Raw genomic sequence first — 25,870 nt, 5'->3', positions numbered from 1 at the left:
GGATCTCAATGGTGTACCGCGCGGCAAGGTTATGACCGCTGAAGGCTTTGTTGAAGGCCGGCGCCTGCAGATGGCCCGCGGTGTGCTGCTGCAATGCATCATGGGCGGGTACCCGGCGGCGCGTTTCTACGGCAGCGACGACGGCGACCTGGCGCTGGTCGCCGACCCGCAGCATATCTATCGCCTGCCCTGGAGCGACGAGCCACGGGCCCTGGCGATTTGCGATGCGCTCGAGCTTAGCGGTGAAAGCTCCGGGCTCTCCAGTCGTGGCCTGCTCAAGGCGGTGATTGCCCGTTACGCCGCTCGTGGCCTGGCGCCGGTGGTGGCGACGGAACTCGAGTTTTTTGTCTTCGCCCCCAACAGCGATCCCGACCAGCCGTTTTTGCCGCCGCTGGGCAAGGATGGTCGGCGCGAAGAAGGTCATTCGGCGTTCAGCGTCAGTTCCAACAACGGCCTGCGCCCGTTCTTCAGCGAGGTCTATCGCTGCATGGCGGCACTGGGCCTGCCGCGCGATACCTTCATGCACGAAATGGGCGTCAGCCAGTTCGAGATCAACCTGCTGCACGGCGATCCGCTGTTGCTGGCCGACCAGACCCTGTTGTTCAAGCACCTGCTCAAGGAAGTCGCGCTCAAGCATGGCCTGACCGTGGTGTGCATGGCCAAGCCACTGGCGCATACGCCGGGCAGTTCCATGCACATTCACCAGAGCGTGGTGGCGGTGGAGGGCGGGGGCAATGTCTTCAGTGATGCCGAGGGCAAGCCGACCCCGGCGTTCTATCACTTCATTGGCGGCCAGCAGGCGTGCATGGCCGACTTCACCGCCTTGTTCGCGCCGAACGTGAACTCCTACCAGCGCCTTTGCCACCCCTACGCATCACCGAACAATGCTTGCTGGTCCGAAGACAACCGCGCCGCCGGCCTGCGCATTCCGGCCAGCTCGCCAGTGGCGCGACGGGTCGAAAACCGCTTACCAGGCGCCGATACCAACCCTTACCTGGCAATTGCCGCCAGCCTCGCCGCAGGGCTTTATGGCATCGAGCAGCAGCTCGAACCGACGCCGGCGATCCAGGGCGAATTCGAGGTGCCGGATCATTTGAGCCTGCCATGTACCTTGCATGCGGCCCTGGAGCGTCTGAAGCGTAGCGAGCTTGCGCGGGAACTGTTCGGCAAGGAGTTCATCGAAGGCTACATCGCCACCAAGACCCTGGAGCTGACCAGCTTCTTCGATGAGATCACCCCGTGGGAGCGCCGCGTGCTGGCCGCGCAGGCATAACCGGCGAGGCGTTTTTGCCGGGGCAATCGCTCAGTTTCAAGGCAGGTGGCAGCGGTGTTGGTAAACACCCTGGCACCTGTTTTTTTATCTGCATCAACTGCAAGGCGGTTATTTTCACTTATGCTTTCAAGCAGTTTTTCCACCAGCTCAAGGAGCCGTTCGGGACGCTGATGCGACAGATCTGGAAGTCTTTTCGCGCGCTGTATTTCGCTGCGCTGATGATGTTGATCGGCTCCGGCTTGTTGAGTACCTACCTGGCCTTGCGCCTGGCTGCCGATCATGTCGACAGCCTCTGGGTCGGTGCGCTGATGGCCGCCAACTATTTCGGCCTGGCCCTGGGCGGCAAGATCGGCCACCGGCTGATTGCCCGGGTCGGGCATATCCGTGCCTATGCCACCTGCGCCGGCATTGTCGGCGCGGCGGTGCTCGGCCATGGCCTGGTCAGCTGGTTGCCGGCCTGGGTGCTGCTGCGGGTCATCGTCGGCCTGGGGATGATGTGCCAGTACATGGTCATCGAAAGCTGGCTCAACGAGCAGGCCGACGCCAAGCAGCGAGGTGCGGTGTTCAGTGGCTACATGATTGCCTCGTACCTGGGCCTGGTGCTCGGCCAGTTGATCCTGGTGGCGCACCCGCAGCTGGGCCTTGAACTGCTGATGCTGGTCGCCATGTGCTTCGCCCTGTGCCTGGTGCCGGTGGCACTCACCCGACGGATTCACCCGGCGCCATTGCGGCCGGCGCCGATGGAGCCGCGCTTCTTCATCAAACGGGTGCCGCAGTCGCTGAGTACCGTGCTGGGGGCCGGCCTGATCGTCGGCTCGTTCTACGGCCTGGCGCCGCTGTATGCGTCCAAGCAGGGGCTGAGCACCGAGCAGGTCGGTCTGTTCATGGGCTGCTGCATCTTCGCCGGTCTGCTGGTGCAGTGGCCGCTGGGCTGGTTGTCCGATCGCTATGACCGGGCCTTGCTGATTCGTAGCGTTGCCGTGGGCCTGGCGATTGTTGCCCTGCCGCTGGCGATCATGCCATCAGTGCCGCTGGAGGTATTGTTTGTCGCAGGCTTTGCCGTGTCGCTGCTGCAGTTCTGCCTGTATCCGCTGGCGGTGGCGTTTTCCAACGACCACGTCGAGGGCGAACGGCGGGTGTCGCTGACGGCGATGCTGCTGGTGACCTATGGCGTGGGTGCGAGTATCGGGCCGCTGGTGGCCGGGGTGTTGATGAAGGTGCTGGGCAACCAGATGCTCTATGCCTTCTTCGTTTTCTTTGCCCTGGTGCTGGTCTGGCGGATCCGCCCGAAAGCGGTGACCGGTTTGCACCAGGTCGACGATGCGCCGCTGCATCACGTGGCCATGCCGGCGGCAGGTTCACCGTTGTCGGCAGCGCTGGACCCACGGGTTGACGAGCAGGTGGTGCAGGATCAGATGCAGACGCCGGTGGCGGCTGAAGATACCGAGGCGCAGGAGGGGGATGACGCTGAGGTTGTGACTGAAGAGGTCAAGCCGACACAGGTGTGATGCCATCGCGGGGCCCGTGGGGGCGGGCCCCGCGATGGGGTCGACTCAGTAGTCGTCTTTATCGAAGCGCCGTGCTTCACGCTGCAGCTGGTAAACGAAGGTTTCCACCTTGCGCTGCATCTGCCCGTTGAGGTTGTGAAAGCGCACGCCGGCGAAGGTGGCGTTGATGCGCTCTTCGAAATGCAGATGACGCAACTCGACCTCGACCTGGGACAAACCCAGCGGTGCACCGCTGGCGAACTTCTCGTAAACCTGGCCCAGTTGCAGGCGCTCTTCGACATTGCCTTCAAAGCGCAGCTTGCAGCCGGTTGCGGAAATATCCAGCAACTTGCCGCGCAGCGCGCCGTTGCCCTTGAGTTTTTCGCCGTCGAGCACGACGTCCACCAGCTGGGTCAGCTTCAGCGCTGCACGAAAGGCATTGCGGCGCTGGTGGTAGGCGACTTCGGTAGGCAGGGTGCCGCGGTAGCAGCGATGGCCATCTTCCTCGACAATGCTCAACGGTGTGTTGCATTCCCAGGCGATACGCACGCCATCATGAAAGCCTTCAACGCGAAACGGTTCGCCATTTTGCAGGAAGCGTTCGCCGTCACGAGGGATCATTTCATCAAGGGCCAGGCGATTGCCTTCGCGGTCGACCTCGACCACATAGCTTTGAAAACGCTGGCTGCGTTCGTGGAAAGTGATGATCAGCGGGTCATGGCTCTCTTGCAGCGACCGCAAGTTGGCGGCGATTTCCAAAGGGGTAGTGAGCACCTTTGGAGGCTGCGGAGCTTCTGCTTCATTGAACACGGTTAATCATTCTCCAGGCAAAAACGTCACACGCAAGTTACGGCATTTTGCCAGTATGTTCCGTGCCTTGATACAGGGAATCAAGCCTGGCTCAACGCCCGCGGCTTGGCGAGGGGGGAGGTGGCCCCGCGGCTGTCATAGAGCGACGGTGCTTCGCCGCCCATGAGGATTCTGATCTGGTTGGCGGTAGTGCTCTGCTGGATCTGGATCGAGCGGCCGTTGCGCTCGTTGACCGCCTGGCAGTCAGCCAGCAGTTGGCCAAGCACATCCAGTTGTTGCAGCAGCAGGTCACCGAAAGAGGAGTTGCTGGCCAGTTGGGCGACACCTTCGCGGTCCTGGGACAGGCCCAGGCCGGCAAGCAGTTCACTGCGCTGGCGGCCATGCTGATCGAGCAGGATCACCAGCGACTGCTTGCGCGCCAGGATGTTTTCCAGCAGCGGCATGTCGCGGCCGTGCAGGGCAACGTTCTCGGTCTGCAGCAATTCGAGCAGTTCTTGCGCTGGAGCAATATCGTTTTCGATCAGTTGCAGCAGAGTAGTGTCGTGCATGGCTGGCTCTTTGGTTCAAGCGTCCTGAAGTCAGCGCGCCAGGGGCTAGCGCTGGGCTTCGAAATTAAGCAGTTTGCTGGCGACGCGGTTGCTGTCGACCTGGTAGCTGCCGTCGGCGATAGCCTGTTTCAACTCGGCCACCCGGGCGCTGTTGACAATCGGCTGGTCGCGCAGCTTGTCGCTGACCTTTTGCAACTGCTGGGCCTCGTGGCTGAGGTGTACGGTTTCCCCGCTGGCGCTGCTTTCAGCAACGCTGCCGGCCTTGGCCGAAGCTGCGCTGGCGGTGCTTTCCTGGCTGCTGCCAGTGCGCACGCCGCCGGCAACCGACGGGGAATTATTCAAACGACTGAAGTCGATGACCATGATCAGAAAACCTCTGGGTGTTTGGACGCTTGCCTTGTTTTCGGCCAACCCGAAAGAAACTTTAGGCGCAAATGCTCAAAGGCGTGCGCGGCCGGTTCGGGGCATCCAATGGACACAGTTTAGGAAAAGCAGTTCCTGATCGCCAGCATTGATATTGATTCAGCGCTCTACATGGCCACTTCCACCTGACCCGGCCCGGTCACCCTGGCCTTGACCACCCGCTTGGAGTTGAGGTTGCGCACGCGGATCTGTTCGCTCAGGCCGCCCTTGCTCAGCGCTTCGCCTGGCATGCGCACAGCCAGGCTGCCGCTGCGAGCGGTGATCACCACCTGGTCGCCTTTGCGCACCACTTCGGCCTGCTCCAGGTGCTGGGGGGTGAGGACCTGATCCATGACCGTTGGTCGGATAACCTTGAGCCCCACCGCCTGGTCGAGGCTGGCGAGAAAACCCTGGTTGAGCATGCCTACGTCGCGTTCGCGCAGGGCGACGTCCTGTTCGCCGACGACGCTGTCGCGCTTGAGCGGACGGACCACGGTCACCACGTTGCGAAAAAGACGTACCTGGGCGGGCACGAACACCGTCCACGGTGAGCTGCCGTCGCAGCGAACCCGCACGGTCACGCGGCCCAGCGGCTGCGCCGGGCTCTCCAGCGAAGCGCCCAGTTGCTGGTCGCACAGTGGCATGCGCAGACGCGGGTCGAGGTTGTTGACCTGGATCTCGTAGCGGCCTTCGGTCTGGCTGGTGGCCAGGTAGTCTTCTACGGTGAATTCAAGAAACCCTTGGGTGACACCGATAAGCTGTTCAGGCAAGGTGAAAGCGTCAGCCAGAGTTCGAACGCCAGGGGCCGCGAGGCACAGCGCAGCAAGGAAGCCGGGCAGGTGGCGGGTCAGGCGTCGGAAAAATGTCGTTTTCATGTTCATACGATTAAAAAAAGCAAAGCGCGTGCCGACTGGGTACGAAGCTCGAAGCGTTTGGTGAAGGAGTCTGGCATGGCTGGTGTAATGGATTCGGTGAACCAGCGCACGCAACTGGTAGGGCAAAACCGCCTGGAGCTGCTGTTGTTCCGTCTCAATGGCGAGCAGCTCTACGGCATCAACGTGTTCAAGGTAAGGGAAGTGCTGCAGTGTCCGAACCTGACCGTTATGCCCAAATCCAGCCCCGTCGTGCGCGGTGTCGCGAATATTCGTGGGGCAACCATCCCGATCCTCGATCTGGCGATGGCGACCGGGATGCCCGGTCTGAGTGAAGAAACCAGCAAGAGTTTCGTCATCATCACCGAGTACAACACCAAGACCCAGGGGTTTCTGGTGCATTCGGTGGAGCGCATCGTCAACATGAACTGGGAGGAGATCCATCCACCACCCAAGGGCACTGGGCGTGATCACTACCTGACGGCGGTGACCCGGGTTGACAACAAGATGGTCGAGATCATCGACGTGGAGAAGATCCTCGCCGAAGTGGCGCCGACCTCCGAGGCGATCTCCGCCGGTGTGGTCGATGCCGAAGTGCAGGACAAGGCAGTGATGCTGCGAGTGCTGACGGTCGATGACTCGTCGGTGGCACGCAAGCAGGTCAGCCGTTGCCTGCAGACCGTTGGCGTCGAAGTGGTGGCGCTCAACGACGGTCGCCAGGCGCTCGACTACCTGCGCAAGCTGGTCGACGAGGGCAAGCGGCCGGAGGAAGAATTCCTGATGATGATCTCCGACATCGAGATGCCGGAGATGGACGGCTACACCCTGACCGCCGAGATTCGCAGCGACCCGCGCATGCAAAAGTTGCACATCATCCTGCATACTTCGCTTTCCGGGGTGTTCAATCAGGCGATGGTCAAGAAGGTCGGTGCTGATGACTTCCTGGCCAAATTCCGCCCGGACGACCTCGCCCAGCGCGTTGTTGATCGGATCAAGGCCACGCACTAACGGCCGGGGGCCTTTGCCCCTGGCGGTACATACGATTTAAGAGGCGGCATCATTGTCTACGGGTAATTTGGATTTCGAACAGTTCCGGGTCTTCCTGGAAAAAGCCTGTGGCATCCTGCTGGGCGAAAATAAGCAATACCTGGTCTCCAGCCGTCTCAACAAGCTGATGGAACAGCAGGGCATCAAGTCCCTGGGCGAACTGGTGCAGCGTATCCAGAGCCAGCCGCGCAGCGGTTTGCGCGAGCAGGTGGTCGATGCCATGACCACCAACGAAACCCTCTGGTTTCGCGACACCTATCCGTTCGAAGTGCTGAAGAACAAGGTTTTGCCCGAGCAGATCAAGGCCAACCCTGGCCAGCGCCTGCGCATCTGGTCGGCTGCCTGTTCGTCGGGTCAGGAGCCGTACTCGATCTCCATGGCCATCGACGAGTTCGAGCGCAGCAACATCGGCCAGTTGAAGATGGGTGCGCAGATCGTCGCCACCGACCTCTCCGGCTCGATGCTGACCAATTGCAAGGCCGGCGAGTACGACAGCCTGGCGATTGCCCGCGGCCTGTCCCAGGAGCGCCTGCAGCGCTACTTTGATGTCAAGGGGCCGGGGCGCTGGGCGGTCAAGGCGCCGATCCGCAGCCGTGTCGAGTTCCGCTCGTTCAACCTGCTGGACAGTTATGCGAGCCTGGGCAAGTTCGACATCGTGTTCTGTCGCAACGTGCTGATCTACTTCTCGGCCCAGGTCAAGAAGGACATCCTGCTGCGCATTCACGGCACGCTCAAGCCGGGAGGCTACCTGTTCCTGGGTGCTTCTGAAGCGCTCAACGGTTTGCCGGATCACTACCAGATGGTCCAGTGCAGCCCGGGGATCATCTACCAGGCCAAGTAGGCTTTAGCGGCAAGCTTCAAGCGGCAAGAAAGAGAGCCGCTCGCGCGCCGCCTGGCTTTTTCTTGCCGCTTGAAGCTTGCCGCTTGCCGCTCTTTTGCCACTTTTCTGGCATTGCCGCTGGCGGCAAACTCCTCAAAGCCCCGTATTTACGGGGTTTTGTTTTTTGGCATGGCTCTTGCTCTGACACAGTCAACGAAAAACCTTCGAAGGTTTCCACGACATGAGCATCAGCTTCGACAAAGCGCTCGGCATCCACGAAAAGGCATTGGGCTTTCGCGCCCAGCGTGCCGAGGTGCTGGCCAACAACATCGCCAACGCCGACACGCCAAACTACAAGGCGCGCGACATGGACTTCGCTTCGGTGCTGGCGGCGCAGGCCGAGCAGACCAGCAAGGGCCATTTCGCACTGGATCGTACCAACGCCCGGCACATCGAGGCCGAAGGCCTGAGCATGGGCGACGAGACCTTGCAGTACCGCACGCCGATGCAGCCGTCGATCGACCAGAACACCGTCGATGCCCAGCTCGAGCAATCGAGCTATGCGGAAAACGCTGTGGGTTTCCAGGCCAGCTTCACGCTGCTCAACAGTAAATTCAAAGGGCTGGTATCGGCCCTGCGCGGAGAGTAAGTCATGTCCCTCGCCAGTGTCTTCAACATTGCCGGTAGCGGCATGAGCGCCCAGACCACGCGTCTGAATACCGTCGCTTCGAACATCGCCAACGCCGAGACCGTCTCGTCGAGCATCGACCAGACCTACCGCGCCCGTCACCCGGTATTCGCCACCACCTTCCAGCAGGCCCAGGCCGGCGTCAGCCAGTCGCTGTTTCAGGACCAGGACGCTGCCGGCCAGGGTGTGCAGGTGCTCGGCGTGGTCGAGGACCAGAGCAACCTTGAGGCGCGCTACGAGCCGAGCCATCCGGCGGCGAACAAGGACGGCTACGTCTACTACCCGAACGTCAACGTGGTGGAAGAGATGGCTGACATGATCTCCGCCAGCCGCTCGTTCCAGACCAACGCCGAGCTGATGAACACGGCCAAATCCATGATGCAGAAGGTCCTGACCCTGGGTCAGTGATAAAGGACTAAGCCAATGGCAAGTGTTAATGACCCAACAGCCGGCGTAAGCCTGAACGACGTCATCAAGGCGTCGGGCAAGAAAAACAGCGAAACCAGCGCCAACAGCGCCGCCGGTATCGCCTCGGCCACCAACAGCAAGACCGGCGCCAACAAGCAGGCACTGGGCAAGGACGCGTTCCTGCAGTTGCTGGTGACCCAGATGCAGCACCAGAACCCGCTCGATCCGCAGGATAACAGCGAATTCGTGGCCCAGCTGGCGCAGTTCAGCAGCCTGGAAGGCATCACCTCGCTGAACGAGTCGGTGACCGCGATTTCCGGCAACTACAAGTCCTCGCAGGCACTGCAGGCCTCGTCGCTGGTCGGTCGCTCGGTGATCGCCCAGACCGACAAGGCCGTGGTCGACACCACCAAGAGCTTCAACGGTTCGGTGGTGGTCCCGCAGGCGCTCAGCAATGCCACCGTCACCATTACCGACAAGGATGGCAAGCTGGTCAAGACCATCGACATGGGGGCGCAGAAGGCTGGCAATGCCGCTTTCGTCTGGGACGGTACCAACGACAAGGGCGAGAAAGTCGACCCGGGTACCTACACCTTTGCCGCCAAGACCACCGTCGAAGGCAAGCAGCTGGACATGTACACCATGCTGCCGGCCACCGTCAGCAGCGTCACCATCAGTCAGACTGGCGGCGAGATGATGCTCAATCTCGCCGGCCTGGGCAGTATCGCCCTGTCCAAAGTCCAAACCATCGGTATATAGAGCCGGCTAACGCGGCACAAGGAGTGAAAGATGTCATTCAATATCGGCCTTAGCGGTCTCTATGCAGCCAACAAGCAACTGGACGTGACCGGCAACAACATCGCCAACGTCGCCACCACCGGTTTCAAATCGTCGCGCGCAGAATTCGCCGACGTCTACTCGGCCAACAAGCTCGGCGTCGGTACCAACAACATCGGTAACGGTGTGCGCCTGGCCGCGGTATCGCAGCAGTTCACCAACGGCGATATCACCAACACCGGCAACGTGCTGGACATGGGTATCCAGGGTCAGGGCTTCTTCGTGCTGAGCGACAACGGTGCGCTCAGCTACACCCGTGCCGGTGCCTTCCAGACCAACAAGGACAACTATGTCGTCACTGCTGACGGCCTGCGCCTGCGCGGCTACGGCGTTGATGAAAACGGCAAGATCATCAATGGCGTGCTGACCGACCTTAAGATCGATACCTCGGCGCTGGCGCCAAAGAGCACCACCGCGATCGATCAGGGCCTGAACCTGAACTCGTCGGACAAGGTCATTCCGGCGACCACCACCTTCAGCCCGACCGACGAAAACAGCTGGAACAAGACCTTCGCCACCAAGATCTACGACAGCCAGGGTAACGAGCACGTCATGGATCAGTACTACGTCAAGACCGGGACCAATACCTGGAAGTCGTACACCCTGATCGATGGCCGCAACCCGCTGAGCCCTGCCGAAGAGCCGCCAAAGGCGCTGGAAGGCACCATCGTGTTCAACTCCGACGGTAGCGTCAAGAGCATGACTGCCGGCGCTGCGGGCTCGGGCTACGAAGTGGTCAACAAGGTCTTCAAGCTGACCGGCTGGATTCCTGCCGAGGTGACCAACGCCAGTGCCAAGCCACCGGTCTGGGGTTCCAACGGTTCGGCTGCCAATGCTGGCGGTATCGCCATCGACATGACCGACACCACCTCGTACAACACCCCGACCACGCGCCTGTCGCAAAGCCAGGACGGTTACGCTACCGGTATCCTGTCGAGCCTGAGCATCGACTCCAGCGGCGTGATGTTCGCAAGCTTCAGCAACCAGCAGTCGCGCGCCATCGGCCAGGTCGCGATTGCCAGCTTCGCCAACGAGCAAGGCCTGCAGCCTATGGGTGGTACTCGCTGGACCGAAACCTACTCCTCGGGTATCCCGGGTATCGATGCACCGAAAACCGGTACCCTGGGCGCCATCGCTTCCAACTCGCTGGAGGCGTCCAACGTCAACCTGACCAACGAGCTGGTCGAGCTGATCAAGGCGCAGAGCAACTACCAGGCTAACGCCAAGACCATCTCGACCCAGAGCACCATCATGCAGACCATCATCCAGATGGCCTGATGCGGGTGTAAGGTAGTTGGTATAAACAGACCCCTTTCTCGGAAGGGGTCTTGTATTTCGGGGGTATCGATCATGTTGCAGCGATGGCTGCTGGCGCTGTTTGCCGTGCTGTTGATGAGCCAGGTCTGGGCCGATGCCGCGCCCTGGTATCGCTGGGAAAGCCAGGTCACCGGGCGCCTGGTGTGCGCGCAGTTTTCCCCGGGCGAGGGCTGGAAGCGTTTTGCCGGTCCTTTCAATAACGCGGCCTGCCGCGACTACTAAGCTTGCCGCTAGCGGCAAACCGGCGCCGTAATTTCGACGGCGCTTTCTCCATGCGAGTCTTCGCGCAGCGCTGAAACCCTTGTTCTATTGGGCTTTTGGGTCTTTTGCAAAAGTTGGTTTGAAACTTGCTACAGGCACTGCAGAGCAGCGGCGGACGGCAAGTGTTCGCCAGCGCAGCGGAGGATGACTGTGGACAAGATGCTATACGTGGCCATGACCGGCGCCAGCCAGAATGCGCTGGCGCAAAAGGCCCATGCCAACAACCTGGCGAACATTTCCACCAGCGGTTTTCAGCGCGACCTGGAGCAGGCGCGTTCGATGCCGGTGTTTGGTGACAGCTTTCCGGCGCGGGCCTACGCCATGACCGAGCGCCCGGCCACCGATTTCAGCCCGGGCTCGATGCAAGAGACCGGCCGTGACCTGGATATCGCCATCGGCGGCGACGGCTTCATCGCCGTGCAGGCCCCGGATGGCAGTGAAGCCTATGTGCGTACCGCCAGCCTCAACATTGACGGCCTGGGTGTGCTGCGCGCCGGCAACGGCATGCCGGTGATGGGCAATGGCGGGCCGATTGCCGTGCCGCCAGAGCAGAAGGTCGAGATCGGCCAGGATGGCACCATCAGCATCCGCGCCATGGGCGAAGGCCCGCGGGTCATGGCCGAGGTCGACCGCATCAAGCTGGTCAATCCGGACCTCAAGACCATGACCAAGGGCCTGGACGGCATGATCCACACCAAGAGCGGCCAGCCCGCACCTGCCGACGCCAACGTCCAGGTGGTTTCCGGTTTCCTGGAGTCGAGCAACGTCAATGCGGTCGAGGAAATGACCTCGGTGCTGGCGCTGTCCCGTCAATTCGAACTGCACATCAAGATGATGACCACGGCCAAAGAAGGCGACGAAGCCATGGCTCGGGTTTTGCAGATCGGCTAATTACACAGACGTAGCGCCGTAAAACAGGCGCGCGAGGAGAACAGCATGCTTCCGGCTCTTTGGGTCAGTAAAACCGGTTTGTCCGCCCAGGACACCAACCTGACGACCATTTCCAACAACCTGGCCAACGTCTCGACCACCGGCTTCAAACGTGATCGCGCCGAGTTTCAGGACCTGCTCTACCAGATCAAGCGTCAGCCAGGCGCCCAGTCGACCCAGGACAGCGAGCTGCCGTCGGGTCTGCAAGTGGGTACCGGTGTGCGCATTGTCGGCACCCAGAAAAACTTCAGCACCGGCAGCCTGCAGACCACCGAGAACCCGCTGGACATGGCGGTCAACGGTCGTGGCTTCTTCCAGATCCTGCAGCCGGACGGCACGGTTTCGTACACCCGCGACGGTACCTTCCACCTGAACTCCGACGGCCAGATCGTCACCGCCAACGGCTTTGCCCTGGAGCCTGCGATTGTCGTGCCGCCAGAGGCGCAGACCTTCACCGTTGGCCAGGATGGCACCGTGTCGATCACCACTGCTGGCAACCCGGCGGCGCAGATCATCGGCAACATCCAGACCGCCGACTTCATCAACCCGGCCGGCCTGCAGGCCATGGGCGGCAACCTGTTCCTGGAAACCGCCGCCAGCGGCGCGCCGCAGATCGGTACCCCGGGCCTCAACGGTTTTGGCGTGATGCAGCAGCAAACCCTGGAAAACTCCAACGTCAGCACCGTTGAAGAGCTGGTCAACATGATCACCACCCAGCGGGCCTACGAAATGAACTCCAAGGTCATTTCCACCGCCGACCAGATGCTCTCGTACGTTACCCAGAACCTGTAAGTGAAGTCTTCGAGGTCGCTTGAACGGCGCCTGTTACACCGTGAGGTCAGAGTCATGAGTCGTTTGTTATCCGTGCTTGCTTTGAGTGGGATCGCCTTGCTGGCCGGCTGCGTCGCGCCGACGCCCAAGCCCAACGATCCTTACTACGCGCCGGTATTGCCGCGCACGCCATTGCCGGCGGCGGCCAACAACGGCTCGATCTACCAGGCCGGTTTCGACCAGAACCTGTACAGCGACCGCAAGGCTTTCAGGGTGGGTGACATCATCACCATTACCCTCAACGAGCGCACCCAGGCGAGCAAGAACGCCAACTCGCAGATTGCCAAGAACAGCAAGGCCGATATCGGCCTGACCTCGTTGTTTGGCGGTGGCTTGACCACCAATAATCCATTTGGTGATGGCGATCTGAGCCTCAGTGCCGGCTACAGCGGCGACCGTGCAACCAAGGGCGACAGCAAGGCGGCTCAGGGCAATACCCTGACCGGCTCGATCACTGTCACCGTGGCCGACGTGTTGCCCAACGGCATCATTGCCGTGCGCGGCGAGAAGTGGCTGACCCTCAACACCGGTGATGAGCTGGTACGTATCGCCGGGATGATCCGTGCCGATGACATCGCCACCGACAACACCGTGCCTTCTACCCGTGTTGCCGATGCGCGCATCACCTATTCGGGTACCGGCTCGTTTGCCGACGCCAGCCAGCCTGGTTGGTTTGACCGGTTCTTCATCAGCCCGCTTTGGCCTTTCTAGGTTCGGATGACCATGTTCAACTTCAAGCAGCTGATTGCCGCTACGATTCTGCTGTCCACTGCGTTCGCCGTGCAGGCCGAGCGTCTGAAGGACATCGCCAGCATTTCCGGCGTGCGCACCAACCAGCTGATCGGCTACGGCCTGGTGGTGGGGCTCAACGGCACGGGTGACCAGACCACCCAGACGCCGTTCACCCTGCAGACCTTCAACAACATGCTCTCGCAGTTCGGCATCAAGGTGCCGCCAGGCTCGGGCAACGTGCAGCTGAAAAACGTTGCCGCGGTGTCGGTGCATGCCGACCTGCCGGCGTTCGCCAAGCCGGGGCAGGTGGTGGATATCACCGTCTCCTCGATCGGCAACTCCAAGAGCCTGCGCGGCGGCAGCCTGCTGATGACTCCGCTCAAGGGTATCGATGGCAACGTCTACGCCATTGCCCAGGGCAACCTGGTGGTCGGCGGTTTCGATGCCGAGGGCCGCGACGGCTCGAAGATTACCGTCAACGTGCCGTCGGCCGGTCGCATCCCCGGTGGTGCTTCGGTCGAGCGCGCCGTGCCCAGTGGTTTCAACCAGGGCAACAGCCTGACCCTGAACCTTAATCGCCCGGACTTCACCACCGCCAAGCGCATCGTCGACAAGGTCAACGAGCTGCTCGGCCCGGGTGTGGCCCAGGCCCTGGACGGTGGTTCGGTACGGGTTACCGCGCCGCTCGATCCAAGCCAGCGGGTCGACTACCTGTCGATTCTCGAGAACCTTGAGATCGATCCGGGCCAGGCTGTGGCCAAGGTCATCATCAATTCGCGTACCGGTACCATCGTCATTGGCCAGAACGTCAAGGTGTCGCCGGCGGCGGTCACCCACGGCAGCCTGACCGTGACCATTACCGAAGACCCGATCGTCAGCCAGCCGGGGCCGTTCTCCAATGGCGAGACTGCCGTGGTGCCGCGCTCACGGGTCAATGCCGAGCAGGAAGCCAAGCCGATGTTCAAGTTCGGCCCCGGTACCACCCTGGATGAAATCGTCCGTGCGGTGAACCAGGTGGGCGCTGCGCCCGGTGACCTGATGGCGATCCTCGAAGCCCTGAAACAGGCCGGCGCCCTGCAAGCCGACCTGATCGTGATCTGAGGGGGCTGGCCATGGATATGCCTAAAAGTGCTTTCAATGCCGCCGACAGTGGTGCCTACACCGACCTCAATCGCCTGAACTCGCTGAAGGTTGGTGATCGCGACAGCGATGCCAACCTGCGCAAGGTGGCCCAGGAATTCGAGTCGCTGTTTCTCAACGAGATGCTCAAGTCGATGCGCTCGGCCAGCGATGTGCTGGCCAAGGACAACCCGCTCAACACCGAGACCACCAAGCAGTACCAGCAGATGTACGACCAGCAGCTGGCGGTGAGCATGTCCCGCGAGGGCGGCGGTATCGGCCTGCAGGAAGTGCTGATGCGCCAGCTGTCCAAGCAGAAGGCCAGCGCTGCGAGCAACAACAGCCCGTTCCCGCGCGTGGATATCCAGCAGCGGCCGTTGTGGGCAAGCAAGGTTGCCGAGCCTGCGCGCAGCGAAGAAACCGCCGTCACCCGCAACGACATGGCGGCGCTCAACTCGCGGCGCCTGGCGCTGCCGGGCAAACTCACCGATCGCCTGCTGGCCGGCATCGTGCCGTCCGCCGGTGCCGTCGCTGCCACCACCAACACCGCAGCCTTGCCGCAACGCACCACGGCCATGACCGATGCCGTGGTCAAGGGTGACTGGCAGTCGGCACAGAGCTTTGCCGCGCCGGGTTCGATGCGCATTTATGGCCGCGCCGTGGCCCAGCCGCCGCTGGCGCCGGCCAAGCGCGCATTCGGCTCGTCGGATGAATTCGTTGCCACCATGCTGCCAATGGCCGAGCAGGCTGCCAAGCGCATCGGTATCGATCCGCGCTACCTGGTGGCCCAGGCGGCGCTGGAAACCGGTTGGGGCAAATCGGTCATGCGCCAGGCCGATGGCAGCAGCAGTCACAACCTGTTTGGCATCAAGGCTACCGGCAACTGGCAGGGCGGCCAGGCGCGGGCGATCACCAGCGAGTTTCGTGACGGTCAGTTCGTCAAGGAGACCGCGGCGTTCCGTTCCTACGACTCCTACCAGGACAGCTTCCATGACCTGGTCAGCCTGCTACAGAACAACGCCCGCTATAAAGAAGCGGTCAAGGCTGCCGATAAACCGGAACAGTTTGTACGCGAGCTGCAGAAAGCCGGATACGCAACCGACCCGGATTACGCGAGCAAGATTTCGCAGATCGCCAAACAGATGAAATCGTACGAAAGCTACGCAGCGATTGGCACTACAACGAAACTATAAGGTTTGAACCATGGCGAGTTTGATCAACATCGGGATGTCGGGGCTCAACGCCAACCAGGCGGGCCTGCACACCACGGGTAACAACATTGCCAATGCCGATGTTGCCGGTTATTCGCGCCAGCAGAATGTGCAGCGGTCCAACGGCGCGCAGCAGGTTGGCGGTGTGTTCATCGGCACCGGCACGACCCTCTCCGATGTGCGTCGGGTGTACAACGCCTACCTTGAAAACCAGTTGCGTACCACCACCTCGCTGAGCAGCGATGCCGCCTCGTACCTGAAGCAGGTCGGGCCGATCGACCAGATGCTGTCGGGCGCCGACACGGGTATCACGGGTGCCTTGAAGAGCTTCTTCAGTGCCTTGCAGAGCGCTGCTGCCAAGCCCAATGAAGATGCCTCGCGTCAGCTGCTGCTGACCAGCGCGCAATCGCTGAGCAAGCGCTTCAATACCATCGCCAGCCAGCTCAACGAGCAGAACAGCAACATCAATGGCAACCTCGCTTCAATGGCCGACCAGGTCAACAAGCTGACGGCAACCATTGCCCAGTACAACGATCAGATCTCCAAGGTGGCGGTGGTGCAGGGCACCCCCAACGACCTGCTCGATCAACGCAACGAGGCGGTACGTCAGCTCTCCGAGCTGGTCGGTACCCAGGTGGTCGAGCGCGAAGGCAACCTCGATATCTATCTGGAAAACGGCCAGCCGCTGGTGTTGGGTAAAACCACCAACAACCTCGAGACCGCGCCGAGCAAGACCGACCCGACCCGATTTGTCGTGCAGCTCAACCGTGGCAGCACCACCATGGACGTTACCTCGAGCCTTCGCGGTGGCGAGATCGGCGGCCTGCTGCGCTATCGCAGCGAAGTGCTCGACCCGTCGCTGAACGAGCTGGGGCGCGTGGCCCTGGTCATGGCCGACCGGATCAACAGCCAGCTGGCCCAGGGTATCGACAAGAACGGCGAGTTCGGCGCGGCCCTGTTCAACAACATCAACAGCCCCGAACTGATCAGCCAGCGCAGCATTGCCCAGGCGGGCAACAGCGCAGGCTCCGGCAACCTCGATGTGACCATCAAGGACACCGGCAAGCTGAGCACCAGCGACTATCAGGTGACCTTCACCAGCGCCACGGGTTACAGCGTCAAGAAGCTGCCGGAGGGCAGCGTGGTCGGTTCCTATGATCTCAATGACGATCCGGCACCGGTCATCGACGGTTTCAGCCTCAACCTCAATGGCGGCGCGCTGCAGGCCGGTGACACCTTCAAGATCACCCCGACACGTAATGCCGCGACCAACCTGGACACCGTCCTTACCGACCCCAAGCGCCTGGCGCTGGCATCGCCGCTGACGTCTACCAGTGGTGCCGGCAACCAGGGCACCGGGATCATCGGACAGCCCAACCTGACCTCGACCCTGGACATCTACGACCCGGCCCAGCGCCTGGATCTGCAGAATGGCCTGAAGTACTCGACCCCGGTCAAGCTGGTGTTCGGTGACGAAAAGGCCAACCCGCAGACCTACAAGCTGCTCGATGCCAAGGGCGGTACCCTGGGTAGCGGCACCATTATTCCCGGTCAGGAAAACAAACTGCAGTTCTCGGTGCCGATGGTCGATTCCACCGGCGCGCCGATCAAGGATGCCAGCGGCAACCAGAAGTCCTTCACCTTCGAGATGAGCGTCTCGGGTGCACCCAAGCAGGGTGATAACTACACCATCGGCATGACCGGCTCGGGTTCGGACAACAACCGCAACGGCCAGGCGCTGATCGACCTGCAGACCAAAGGTACGGTTGAAGTCGGCGCCAACGGCAAGGGCATCAGCCTCACCGACGCCTATGGCAAGCTGGTGGAAAACGTCGGCGGCAAGACCGCCCAGGCGCAGATGGACGTCGACTCTACCGGCGCCCTGCATGAGTCGGCCCGGGGCGCACGCGATTCGCTGTCGGGCGTACAGCTCGACGAAGAAGCCGGCAACCTGATCAAGTACCAGCAGTACTACACGGCCTCGTCGCAAATCATCAAAGCGGCGCAGGAAATTTTCTCCACGCTGATCAACGCCCTTTAAGGAGTGGTAGACCGTGCGTATTTCTACTTCCCAGTTTTACGAAACCAGCTCCGCGAACTATCAGCGCAACTTTTCCAACGTGGTCAAGACCGGCCAGCAGGCCAGCGACAACATTCGTGTGCGTACCGCTGCCGATGATCCGGTAGGGGCTGCGCGCCTGCTGCAACTGCAACAGCAGAGCAACCTGATCGACCAGTACGATGGCAACATCACCAACGTGCGCAACAGCCTGGGCACCTCCGAGTCGACCCTCAACGGCATTACCAACATCCTGGCGCGGGTCAAGGAACTGGCCATCAGCGCCGGCAGCGGTGGCTACACCGACGCCGACCGCAAGGCCGATGCCCAGGAACTGACCCAGCTCGAAGAGCAGCTCTACAGCCTGATGAACAGCCGTGACGAGAACGGCAAATACCTGTTCTCCGGCTCCCGTGGCGACACGCCGCCCTACGTGCGTAATGCCGATGGTACCTACACCTACCAGGGCGACCAGAGCACCCTGAGCCTGCAGGTCGGTGACATGCTCACCATGGCTACCAACGAGAGTGGCTACAGTGTGTTCGAACAGGCGCTGAACACCAGCCGCAGCCAGACCAAGCTGACCTCGCCGGCCGTGGATGACGGCCGTGTCAGTCTGTCCAATGGCCAGGTCTCCGGCAGCACCCAGTACAACGATCGTTTCCGTGGTGGCGAGCCGTACACCATCACCTTCACCAGCAGCACGCAGTTCAAGATCACTGACGCAGCCAACAACGACGTGACCCTGGAAGCCACCGGTGAAGGCGCCTTCGACCCGAAAAAGCCGGCCAACATCACCTTCCGTGGTGTCGAGATGCGCCTGGACATCAACCTGACGGATGCCGACAAGGCCAACCCGGACGCGGTCATCGCCGGTCACAGCTTCTCGCTAAGCTCCAAACCCGACGAAGTCAGTGGCTCGCGCAGCGCCGGCAATACCTCGTCATCGCAGATCACCGGAGCCAAGATTACCGACCAGACGGCGTACCACAATGCCTTTCCTGGCGGTGGCGCGATCATCAAGTTCACCAGTGCCTCGGCCTATGAAGTGTATGCCCAGCCAATGGGGCCGGATGCGCGCCCGGTGGCCACTGGCAACCTGACCGGTACCCCGGCGACCAAGGCCAATATTGCCGGTGTCGACTTCGACTTCTCGGCAGTGCCGGCTAGCGGCGACCAGTTCTCGGTCAAGGTCGATACCCATCAGACCCAGAATATCCTCGACACCATCTCGGAGTTTCGCAAGGCGCTTGAATTGCCGGTCGACAACAACCTGGCGGCGCGGCAGAAATACCAGGGGGCTTTGCAGTCGGCCATCGGTAACCTGGAAAGCGGCGCCAACAAGGTTGCCGAGGCGATCAGCTCAATCGGTGCCCGGGGTGCCGCCCTGGACGTCCAGGCCGATACCAACGAAAGCCTGAAGATGGCCAATACCAAGACCCAGAGTTCGATCCGCGACGCCGATCCGGCCGATGTGCTGATCCGCCTGAACCTGCAGCAGACAATGCTGCAGGCGTCGCAATTGGCGTTCACCAAGATCTCCTCGCTGAGCCTGTTCAACCGGCTCTGATACATCTTTGCGCAACATCACCGGGTGATGCCCCTGCCGGCATCACCCGGAACCCTCTCCAGGCCTACCACTATGATCGAACAACCCCTCGTCAGCATCGCCATTCCTGCCTTCAACCCCGAGTTCTTCAGTCGCGCGCTGCTCAGTGCCATCTCCCAGAGCTACACCAACCTCGAGGTCATCGTTTGCGACGACAGTCAGGGGGACGAGATCAAGGCCATTTTCGATGAGAGGGTTGCGCAGGCAAGCTGCGAACTGCGCTATTCGCGCAACCCCGCGACCCTGGGCTTTGCCGGTAACCTGCTGCAATGCCTGGAGCACTCCCGGGGCGAGTTCGTCAAGTTTCTTTGTGACGACGACTGGTTGATCGAAAACTGCATCGAGCAACAGGCGCGGATCATGGCCGATTGCCCCGAGGTCAACATGGTGGTCAACCACCGGCTGATCTGCGCGGCGGACGAGACGCTGTTGCCGCCGCGGCCGGCCAACTGCGTGATTGCCCCTTGCAGCGCGATCCTCAACGGCGGTGACATGCTCGATGCGGTCACCAGCAAGGTTCCCAACCTGTTTGGCGGCATCAGTCACATGCTCATGCGCCGGGCTGCGGTAGAGCAGTACCTGCCGCAGTTGGTGCAGCAGGGCGCAGGGTTCGTTGCGCGCCTGGACATGGCGCTGTACATGTGCCTGTTGCGCCGTGGGCACCTGGCCTACCTGTCTAACATGCTCAGTATCGAGCGGGTCCATGCCGGACGTCTGAGCCATCAGGCCGGCATCACCCTTGCACACAAGACCGAGAGCGAATGGTTGCAGCAGATGCTCGCCGCCAACACCGGCGAAGCGCCGCCGGCCACCGGCTGGATTCGCTACGTGGCGCTTGAGGATTTTCGCCCAGGCGAGACGCTGGAGTGGGACGAATATGAACTGACCCGGTTGTACGCCGGGCAGATGGGCCACTATCAGCAGCAAGTCGGTACCCACAGCCTGAGCTTTGCCGAGCTCTATGCCGAGTGGCTTGAGTGCCGCACTTTGTCGCCCGCGCAGATCAGCCTGCTGCCCAAACGGATCGAGCAATGGCCACGACAACCGCGCATCGTTGCTGTGGTGTTCGATCCACAGGGCGAGGCGATGCCGTTGAAGTCGACACTCGACAGCCTGGCCGCCCAGTCTTATGCGCCGCATCAGGTCTGGGTGCTTGGCACTCAAGAGCCGCCTGCGAGTGATGCGGGTGTCGAGTACAGCGCTTTGCGTGGCAATGGTTTTGAACAGCTCAATGCGCGGATCGCCAGGGCCGAATCGGCAGACTGGGTGTTGCTGCTACGCGCCGGTGATCGCCTGCATCCTCATGCCCTGGTGATCATGGCCGAGCGCCTGGCCTTGCACACGGACCGGTTGTGCCTGTACACCGATGAGGGCAGTGACGATAACCTGCAGGTTGGCCAGCCGATCTTCAAACCCGACTTCAACCTCGATCTGATGCGCAGCTTCCCCTACGTCGGACGAATGCTGGCCTTCGAGCGGACCCGGCTGTTGGAGCTGGGCGGCTTCACGGCTGATTATGACGTCCTGGCGCCGCAAGATCTGCTCTGGCGGATGGTTGAAAGCCATGGTTTGCAGGTGGTCGAGCACGTCGCCGAACTGCTGGTGCAAAGTCAGTACAGCTATTCCAGCTGGCAGTCCGAGCCGGCCTGCCTGGCCCAGGCACCACGCGTATTGCAGGCGCACCTGCAGCGCCTGGGTATCGAGGCCGAGCTGGTATCGGCCGAAAACAGCATGTTGACCCGAGTGCTGTACCAGCACGCTGATACGCCCGCGGTGTCGATCATCATCGTGGCCGGGCAAGACCTGCAGGCGCTTCGGCGTTGTGTCGAATCGATTTTCGAACACACCGCCTACCGCAACTATGAAGTACTGATCGCCACCAAGGGTGACGAGCCTCAGGATCTGCAGTCCTGGCTTGCTGCGATGCGGCAACTGGGCAGCGATCAGTTGCACATTGTCCAGTCCGAGGACAGCGCCGGGCAGCAACTGATCAACCAGGCCGCCGAGCAGGCGCGAGGCAGCTATCTGTTGCTGGTCGACCCTGGCTGCCTGATGTTCGATGGCCAGTGGCTGAGCGAATTGATGCGCCAGGGCCAGCGTCCGGAAGTCGGCATTGTCGGTCCGAAGATTTGTAGCAGCGCCGGCATGGTGGTCAATGCCGGGCTGCTGCTGGGTGTGCATGGCCTGGCGGGAAGCCCGTTCTACGGTCAGCCGGTCGATGCCGGTGGTTACATGAACCGCTTGCTTGCGGTACAGAACCTCAGCGCTGTCAGCGCCCATTGCCTGCTGGTGCGGCGCGACCTGTTCGATGCGCTGGGTGGTCTGGATGTCCAGGCATTCAGCGTTGAGTTGCTCGACGCCGATTTCTGCCTGCGTGCGCGTGAGCAGGGTTACCTGGTGGTCTGGACACCGTTTTCGATGGTGGCGCGCCTGCCAGTCGAGCAGGTTGTCGACACCAAGGCGATAGAACGGGACCAACGCGCCTTCTACCAGCGCTGGCTGCCCCTGGTGGCCAACGATCCGGCCTACAACCGCAACCTTAGCCTGAAGCTGTCCAGCTACAATCTGGAACCGGGTTTGCGTAGTGGTTGGGACCCGTTCATCAGCCGGCCATTGCCCTATGTGCTGGCGTTGCCGGTCAACACCACGGCGGTTGGGCATTACCGGGTGGTGCAGCCATTTACCGAGCTGGAGCGGGCCGGCTGGATCCAGGGTCAGCTGGATTACGCCACGCCCAACACTATCGAAATGGAGCGTTGCAAGCCGGACTCGATCATCCTGCAGTGCCGTTACATGGCCAGTACCATTCGGGATATCGAGCGGGTCAAAACCTTTTCCAGTGCGCGGCGAATCTACGAGATCGACGACTACATCATCGACGTGCCGAAAAAGAATGCGCACAGCCGCAACATGCCGCAGAACATGCGCGAACTGGTGAGCCGCGGCATTTCCCTGTGCGACCGTGTGGTGGTGTCGACCCAGCCGCTGGCTGATGCGCTGTCGAGCATGCACCATGATATCCGGGTGGTGCCGAACATGCTGGCGATGCACATGTGGAGCGACCTCAAGAGTCATCGACAAACCACCCTCAAGCCGCGTGTCGGCTGGGCTGGGGGCACCAGCCATCAAGGTGACCTGGAGCTGCTGGCCGAGGTGGTCCGGGAGCTTGCCGACGAGGTCGACTGGGTGTTCTTTGGTATGTGCCCGGAGGTGCTCAGGCCCTACGTCAAGGAGTACCACACCGGCATTGCCATGTCGCTCTATCCGCAGAAGCTGGCGAGCCTGAACCTGGATCTGGCGCTGGCACCGCTGGAAACCAACCTGTTTAACGACTGCAAGAGCAACCTGCGCTTGCTCGAGTATGGCGCCTGCGGCTTCCCCGTGGTGTGTTCCGATACCAAGGCTTATCAGGGCTACCTGCCTTGTACGCGGGTGGCCGGCAACTCGACGCAGGCCTGGCTGGAAGCGATCCGCATGCATCTGGACGATCCCCAGGCCAGTTATCGCCTGGGCGATGCCCTGCGCGAAGTGGTGCTGCGCGACTTCATGCTGACACCCGACAAGCTTCAGCACTGGGCTAACGCCTGGTTGGCCGATTAACGACAGTGGCCGGCCTTGATGCTGGCCATGACAGATAACATGAGAACTAGGTGCACTATGGGCGAACAAGCAATCGGTTGTGCAGCGCTGCTGGATGACGTCACCGTCGTCTTGCTGGGTCAGGACGAGCCTGGCTATTCAGGGCGCGCCGCTCACTATTACCAGGCGCGCTTTGCACACCTGCAGACACTCGCAGCGCCGGCGTCGCAAACGTCGGTCGGTGACTGGTCCGAGCAGGTGCTGCAGACCCTGGAGCAGGTCGATACCGCGTTTGCGGTGCTGACCCTGGAGTGTGATTTCCTCCTGACCGATGGCATCGCTGCAGCGGTGGAAGCCTTGCAAGGCGACGCCGATTACGTAATGGCTCAAGGTTACTCGCTGGGTTACCAGCCTGGTAATGGCGACGTGGACTACTACAAGATCGGCTCTGCGCCCAAGGCTCAGTTGCATGCCAGCAACGCCCTGGGGCGTATTGCCGTGCATGCCGAGTACGGTTTGCAGGCGTGGCGGGCAGTGATCAGGACCGAGGTGTTGAAAACCGCGGTGCGCAGCGTGCCGGCGAACCTGTCGTTCGATAGCTGGTGTGTGGCGGTTTCCTATGGGCTGCTGGCCCAGGGCGCATCGCGGCTGCTGGCGCACACCAGTGCGATGGTCGAATACCGTCCCTGGAGTCTTTCCGAGCAGGCTCGCGAAGAGTTTCTGAGCCAGGCTGTGCGCCAGCTCCAGCACTGGGATGGCGAGCAGGCAGCGGTATTTGCCAGTGCCAGGGGCTTCGAAGTCCTCAATGCCTTCGTGCGCAATACCCACTCGCGCTGTGAGGCGCCATTGCTGTTCACTTCGCGCTGGGACAGCCTGTCGTCCGAACCACAAGTGACGTTCGAGCCAACCCAGTTTGTCGATATGCCGTACTACAACGGCAGCGTGTTCGGTCAGTTGCGCTCGAGCGAGTTCATGGTCCATGCCTGGCCCGCCGGACAGCTTCACAGCCGGGCGCTGGAAGGTACCTGGGTACGGCAGCAAGCATTGCTTGCCGAGCATCCCAACGATACCGCCGAGAGCCTCATGGCCCGCTACTGGCAGGCCTTTGCACTGGGTGTGTTCAACCCGCAGGTTTGCCAGCGCCTGCTGGCAGGCCTGGGCGAGCAGGACCAGGGGCTGCGCCGCGACCTTGGCACCTGGCTGGAGCAGCTCCAATTGCTGCCGGCTACCGCTGTGCAGACGCAGCTGGCGAGCACGCCTTCGGGCAAGGTGCTGGCGGCAATCGCTGCGGCCACCCCGGACAGCGCCGCCCGCGAGCGCATTTTTGCCCACCTGGGGAAAAACCCGGCGCCGCAGACAGCCTTTGTGGTGATCGATCTTGCGGACGATAACGCAGGTTTGCAGGATACCTTCGACAGCCTGGTCGCCAGCGGTTTGCGCAACTTCAAGATTGTCGTGCTCAAGGCCGGCGAACTGCCGGCCATCACCACGGCCCGGGATGCCCTGCACTTTATCAAGGTTACGCCGGCCAACATGGTTGCGCACCTGAACCAGGTGGTACGCCAGCTTTCCAGCGAATGGCTGCTGATGTTGCAGGCGGGCGATGTACTGGCTACCGGCGGCTTGTTGCGTTTGCAGGTCGAGCTGCCTGGCGCCCAGGCGTGCCATGCGATCTGTGCCAACGAAGTTCAGCGCGACAGCGACGGGCGCCTGCTCAGCGTCGTACGTCCTGGTTGCGACCTGGACCTGCTGCGCAGTCGTCCTGACCTGATGGCCCGGCATTGGCTGGTGCGTCGCCAGGCCGTTGTCGACCTGGGCGGTTACAGTGAAGACTGTGCGCAAGCGCTGGAATTCGATCTGCTCCTGCGTCTGGTCGAAGCCAGCGGTATCAGCGGCATGGCCCACCTGGACGAGTACCTGGTGATCGGCCAGCAAGCGCCGGAGTCGATGGCTGGTCAAGCCCTGACCACCCTCAAGCGTCATTTGAACGTGCTGGGTTACCGTGGCCAGGTCAACGAAAGTACCGACGGTACCTTCCAGGTTGACTTCCGTCATCCGCAGACCCCGCAAGTGAGCATTGTGCTGGTTGCCGATTCCGATCTCGAGCAGCTCAAAGTAAGCCTGGCAAGCGTGGTCCAGCGTACTCGCTATGCCCGTTACGAGGTGATCGTCACCTGCGAGGCGGCCAATGCCGAGGCGGTAGCCGCAGGCCTTGCCACGGTGCAGGGGCTGGGATCGCGGGTGCGCTTGTTTGCCTGTGAGTCGTCGGTGCGGGTACAGATGGTCAACCAGGCTGCGGCCCAGGCCCAGGGGCAGTACCTGGTGCTGATGTCGAGCCGCAGCGAGGTGGTGTCGCCGGCCTGGATCGAATCCCTGCTCAACCAGGCTCAGCGCCCTGAGGTGGGTGTTGTCGGTTGCCAGATGTTCGATCGCGATGGCGTCATCAGTCATGCCGGTTACGAGCTGCTCGGCAGTGGCCTGGTACGCAATGCCCGGCAGGGTGCTTCGCGTGTGCGAGTGACATTGCCCGGGCTGGAAGCGGTAAGAGGTTGCCAGGCGGTGTCGGCCGACTGCCTGATGGTGGGCAAGGCGTTGTTCGAGCAGTGTGCCGGGCTGGATGAACAGCTTGCGGGTGGTACCGATGTCGACCTGTGCCTGAAGGCTGCACAAGCCGGTTTGCTGGCGATCTGCGTACCCCAGGCGCAAGTGCTTAACGTCGCAGTGCCATTGCCTGCGCGGGAACAGTGCCAAGCGCTGGTCCAGCGCTGGCCGGCAGCCTTCAGCACCCGTGTTGTAGTCGATGTCGAGCATGGCGTTGACGTTTCGCGTGTAGTAGTGGCCGGTGGCAACGGCGTGCTGGAGTGGTTGCCTTAACAGGTCTCTGGCGCGAAATATGCAAAGCCGGGCGCAATGCCCGGCTTTTTCATGCCTGCGATTCGCTAAGCCCCCGTGTCTACAGCCTTGTGCTCCTGCACTGGCAGGGGGGCGATGGCAGATTATTGACAGTTCGCCTCGCAGGCCACCGCCGTT

General features: G+C 61.7%; 22 protein-coding genes. 18 read left to right on the top strand and 4 right to left on the bottom strand.

Annotation, left to right across the window (positions count from 1 at the left end):
* Positions 1 to 31 precede the first annotated feature (31 nt).
* The gene (locus tag BLR26_RS22430) at positions 32 to 1,273 is read left to right on the top strand and encodes a glutamine synthetase family protein (RefSeq protein WP_176794338.1); all 1,242 of its coding nucleotides are present in this window, start codon (positions 32 to 34) and stop codon (positions 1,271 to 1,273) included.
* A 170-nt stretch (positions 1,274 to 1,443) separates the two neighbouring features.
* Entirely contained in the window at positions 1,444 to 2,781 is a 1,338-nt protein-coding gene (locus tag BLR26_RS22425) for an MFS transporter (RefSeq protein WP_093387644.1), read from the top strand.
* A 45-nt stretch (positions 2,782 to 2,826) separates the two neighbouring features.
* Here the strand turns inward: BLR26_RS22425 and BLR26_RS22420 are convergent, their stop codons facing one another.
* The 4 genes from BLR26_RS22420 to flgA form a co-directional block, all read right to left on the bottom strand.
* Positions 2,827 to 3,570 carry a flagellar brake protein gene (locus BLR26_RS22420; protein ID WP_093385662.1) on the bottom strand — a complete coding sequence of 248 codons (744 nt, stop codon included), beginning with the start codon at positions 3,568 to 3,570 and terminating at the stop codon, positions 2,827 to 2,829.
* 80 nt (positions 3,571 to 3,650) lie between these two features.
* Positions 3,651 to 4,118 (bottom strand): flagella synthesis protein FlgN, encoded by a 468-nt coding sequence (locus BLR26_RS22415; protein ID WP_045200219.1) that lies wholly within the window; start codon positions 4,116 to 4,118, stop codon positions 3,651 to 3,653.
* A 45-nt stretch (positions 4,119 to 4,163) separates the two neighbouring features.
* Positions 4,164 to 4,481 (bottom strand): flagellar biosynthesis anti-sigma factor FlgM, encoded by a 318-nt coding sequence (gene flgM / locus BLR26_RS22410; RefSeq protein WP_045200221.1) that lies wholly within the window; start codon positions 4,479 to 4,481, stop codon positions 4,164 to 4,166.
* A 167-nt stretch (positions 4,482 to 4,648) separates the two neighbouring features.
* Positions 4,649 to 5,401, bottom strand: coding sequence for a flagellar basal body P-ring formation chaperone FlgA (flgA, locus tag BLR26_RS22405; protein ID WP_045200223.1), 753 nt, complete (start codon positions 5,399 to 5,401; stop codon positions 4,649 to 4,651).
* A 69-nt stretch (positions 5,402 to 5,470) separates the two neighbouring features.
* Between flgA and BLR26_RS22400 the strand changes: the two genes are divergently transcribed.
* The 16 genes from BLR26_RS22400 to BLR26_RS22325 all read left to right on the top strand — a co-directional run bounded on the left by BLR26_RS22400 (position 5,471) and on the right by BLR26_RS22325 (position 25,714).
* Complete coding sequence (locus BLR26_RS22400) at positions 5,471 to 6,400, top strand: chemotaxis protein CheV (protein WP_010224956.1); 930 nt, start codon at positions 5,471 to 5,473, stop codon at positions 6,398 to 6,400.
* 52 nt (positions 6,401 to 6,452) lie between these two features.
* A complete protein-coding gene (gene cheR / locus BLR26_RS22395) occupies positions 6,453 to 7,280 on the top strand; it encodes a protein-glutamate O-methyltransferase CheR (RefSeq protein ID WP_093385658.1) in 828 nt (275 codons plus the stop codon).
* Between the two features lie 220 nt (positions 7,281 to 7,500).
* Positions 7,501 to 7,908: a flagellar basal body rod protein FlgB gene (gene flgB, locus BLR26_RS22390; protein ID WP_038996408.1), complete on the top strand. Its 408-nt coding sequence runs from the start codon at positions 7,501 to 7,503 to the stop codon at positions 7,906 to 7,908.
* A gap of 3 nt (positions 7,909 to 7,911) precedes the next feature.
* On the top strand, positions 7,912 to 8,355 hold the full coding sequence (gene flgC, locus BLR26_RS22385) for a flagellar basal body rod protein FlgC (protein ID WP_093385653.1): 444 nt from the start codon (positions 7,912 to 7,914) through the stop codon (positions 8,353 to 8,355).
* Positions 8,356 to 8,370: 15 nt separating this feature from the next.
* A complete protein-coding gene (gene flgD, locus BLR26_RS22380; RefSeq protein WP_045200232.1) occupies positions 8,371 to 9,114 on the top strand; it encodes a flagellar hook assembly protein FlgD in 744 nt (247 codons plus the stop codon).
* Positions 9,115 to 9,144: 30 nt separating this feature from the next.
* Positions 9,145 to 10,470, top strand: a complete 1,326-nt coding sequence (gene flgE, locus BLR26_RS22375) for a flagellar hook protein FlgE (protein WP_093385648.1) — start codon at positions 9,145 to 9,147, stop codon at positions 10,468 to 10,470.
* Between the two features lie 72 nt (positions 10,471 to 10,542).
* A complete protein-coding gene (locus BLR26_RS22370; protein WP_093385643.1) occupies positions 10,543 to 10,731 on the top strand; it encodes a hypothetical protein in 189 nt (62 codons plus the stop codon).
* 189 nt (positions 10,732 to 10,920) lie between these two features.
* Positions 10,921 to 11,661, top strand: a complete 741-nt coding sequence (locus tag BLR26_RS22365) for a flagellar basal body rod protein FlgF (RefSeq protein WP_045200237.1) — start codon at positions 10,921 to 10,923, stop codon at positions 11,659 to 11,661.
* Positions 11,662 to 11,706: 45 nt separating this feature from the next.
* On the top strand, positions 11,707 to 12,492 hold the full coding sequence (gene flgG / locus BLR26_RS22360; RefSeq protein ID WP_045200246.1) for a flagellar basal-body rod protein FlgG: 786 nt from the start codon (positions 11,707 to 11,709) through the stop codon (positions 12,490 to 12,492).
* Positions 12,493 to 12,546: 54 nt separating this feature from the next.
* Entirely contained in the window at positions 12,547 to 13,242 is a 696-nt protein-coding gene (flgH, locus tag BLR26_RS22355; protein ID WP_045200248.1) for a flagellar basal body L-ring protein FlgH, read from the top strand.
* A gap of 12 nt (positions 13,243 to 13,254) precedes the next feature.
* Positions 13,255 to 14,364 (top strand): flagellar basal body P-ring protein FlgI, encoded by a 1,110-nt coding sequence (locus tag BLR26_RS22350; protein WP_010224970.1) that lies wholly within the window; start codon positions 13,255 to 13,257, stop codon positions 14,362 to 14,364.
* Positions 14,365 to 14,375: 11 nt separating this feature from the next.
* Positions 14,376 to 15,575 (top strand): flagellar assembly peptidoglycan hydrolase FlgJ, encoded by a 1,200-nt coding sequence (flgJ, locus tag BLR26_RS22345; RefSeq protein ID WP_045200250.1) that lies wholly within the window; start codon positions 14,376 to 14,378, stop codon positions 15,573 to 15,575.
* 10 nt (positions 15,576 to 15,585) lie between these two features.
* Entirely contained in the window at positions 15,586 to 17,634 is a 2,049-nt protein-coding gene (gene flgK, locus BLR26_RS22340) for a flagellar hook-associated protein FlgK (RefSeq protein ID WP_045200252.1), read from the top strand.
* Between the two features lie 13 nt (positions 17,635 to 17,647).
* The gene (locus BLR26_RS22335) at positions 17,648 to 19,222 is read left to right on the top strand and encodes a flagellar hook-associated protein 3 (RefSeq protein WP_093385639.1); all 1,575 of its coding nucleotides are present in this window, start codon (positions 17,648 to 17,650) and stop codon (positions 19,220 to 19,222) included.
* A 72-nt stretch (positions 19,223 to 19,294) separates the two neighbouring features.
* Positions 19,295 to 22,861, top strand: coding sequence for a glycosyltransferase (locus BLR26_RS22330; RefSeq protein WP_093385636.1), 3,567 nt, complete (start codon positions 19,295 to 19,297; stop codon positions 22,859 to 22,861).
* A gap of 57 nt (positions 22,862 to 22,918) precedes the next feature.
* Positions 22,919 to 25,714, top strand: coding sequence for a glycosyltransferase (locus tag BLR26_RS22325; RefSeq protein ID WP_093385632.1), 2,796 nt, complete (start codon positions 22,919 to 22,921; stop codon positions 25,712 to 25,714).
* The last annotated feature ends 156 nt before the right edge of the window (positions 25,715 to 25,870 follow it).

It is taken from the genome of Pseudomonas sp. UC 17F4, from assembly GCF_900101695.1.
Lineage (GTDB): Bacteria > Pseudomonadota > Gammaproteobacteria > Pseudomonadales > Pseudomonadaceae > Aquipseudomonas.
The sequence above is the reverse complement of the archived record's forward strand: the minus strand, read 5'-3'. Positions and strand labels throughout refer to the sequence as shown.